Annotated in this window: 1 protein-coding gene and 1 pseudogene; one reads left to right on the top strand and one right to left on the bottom strand. The window is 67.9% G+C overall.

Features of this window, described 5'->3' with window-relative positions:
* A pseudogene (locus ABZX92_RS45820) lies at window positions 1-938 on the bottom strand (hypothetical protein); the annotation flags it as partial.
* Window positions 939-1,092: 154 nt separating this feature from the next.
* On the opposite strand from ABZX92_RS45820, the gene ABZX92_RS45815 reads away from it, so the two are divergent.
* Window positions 1,093-1,775: hypothetical protein (locus ABZX92_RS45815; RefSeq protein ID WP_355572445.1), on the top strand; the 683-nt coding region annotated here is incomplete at its 3' end.

The following is a 1,775-nucleotide window of genomic DNA, read 5'->3' as shown; positions in this document are numbered from 1 at the left end:
AAGCCCGGCACGGATCTCAAGCCCGGCACGGATCTCAAGCCCGGCACGGATCTCAAGCCCGGCACTGGTGGTGCCAGGTTCGGCTTGGCGGGCAACGGTTCGTCCGAGAGTCTTCTGCCGCCGTACAGCCCGGCCCCGCCGTATGCGCCGCCGTATGCGGAGCTGCCGGGTATCGCCGGTGGCGACAACCGAAGCGGCAACGGCGGCGGTGGGAATGGCGGGACTGCCAGTGCTGTTGGCCTCCGGGCTATCTCGGGTGGCCACGACTCGGGCAACGGCGGAAGCAACAATGCCCCTGGTGGCCTTGCCAACGCGCCCGGTGGTCCGAGCAATACGCCCGACACGTCGAGCAGCTCAGGTGGCACCACCGGCGCGGGCCAGACGGACACACCTCTACGGGGCCAGTCGGCACCTCCGCCGACGAGCGTGCCGAGCACCTCTGTGAACGCGCCGTCGTCGACCAACGTCGCGTCGTCGACGACCGTGCCGAGTACCGCGAATGCGCCGCAGTCGACCAATGCTCCGGCGACGCCTAATGCCTCGGCGCAGAGCACGCCGAACCTGGCGGACAAGGTCGGCGCGCCGGCGGTGGTGCCGCAGTCCATTGTGGAGTCGTCGGCGTTGTCGGTGCCGCCGCCGTTGGCGTCGCCTGATGTCACTACGAACGTGTCAGAGCCATCAGGGAACGTCACGACCGCGCCTGCCACGTCGACCACGGACAGTTCGAACGACATCCAGATCGGAAACACCGCGGCCACGCCGACCACCTCAACGCCGGACACGGCTACCGACACGACGACGCAGTCGCGTCCCGCCGTGTCGACCCCGACCACGCCGACGACACCTGAACCGAACGCCACGGCGCCGAACACTGCGACGACGCCGAACACCGCGACGCAGAACCCGGCCACGTCGACCACCACGTTCCCCTCGACCACGCCGAAGATTGACGTAGAGGAGACCAGCACGACGCCGCTCTCAACCGGGAGCGCCGGCCCTGAGATCTCTCCGGACGCCATCCGGGCGCCTCAGACCGACGTCAAGCACGGATCCGACGCGCCGGCGCAGATCGCTTCCTCCACCGGCCAGACTGTGGCCGTCGACCAGAAACTCGTCGACGACGAGGAAATCATCGACAACCTGTCGGACATCGACTCCGAGACCAGCTCGCTCTTCGATGACGTCGAGGGCAACGACCCGTACTCGGACTCGGAAGCCGGGTCCGACGTGGAGGACGAGCAGGTTGGCAACCCGGAGTTGGTTTCGCACCCGGTCGCTCAGGAAGGTCTTCTGGGTGCGGTGAACTTCGAGCTCGGCCGTTGGGGTTGGCCGGGCGTGGTGAACGCCGATGACCTCGCGAGGGTGCTCGCCAATCTGTCGGCGCAGCGGGTGACCTTGTCGAAGGACTCGAGGGGTGCGGGGCGGCAGGTGGCGGAGGCGTTCGTGTCGGGGACGATCGCCCGAGTGGTTGGCGGTGGCGGTGAGGTGCTGGCCTGGCGAGGGGACAGCGGTGACACGGACGGCACGGGGATCCTGGACCTGGGCGACCGCCAGCTGCGCGGGGTTCGGGTTGGGGACTTCTACAAGTTGGACGGGTTGAACCTGTACGTCGGTGTGGACGCGGTGAGGCATGGCACGCCAAAAGGGAAGCAGGAGCTGGCGGAGCAGTTGCGGCAGTTCCTCGGGGACGGCTTGACGTTGTATCGGGGTGTCCCGGCCTGGCATCCGAGCTGGCGCGAGATTCGTAACGGGGCGGTTCTGCCGCTCGACGGGAA

Origin of the sequence: Lentzea sp. NPDC006480, assembly GCF_040611995.1 — a bacterium.
Classification (GTDB): Bacteria; Actinomycetota; Actinomycetes; order Mycobacteriales; family Pseudonocardiaceae; genus Lentzea.
The sequence above is the reverse complement of the archived record's forward strand: the minus strand, read 5'-3'. Positions and strand labels throughout refer to the sequence as shown.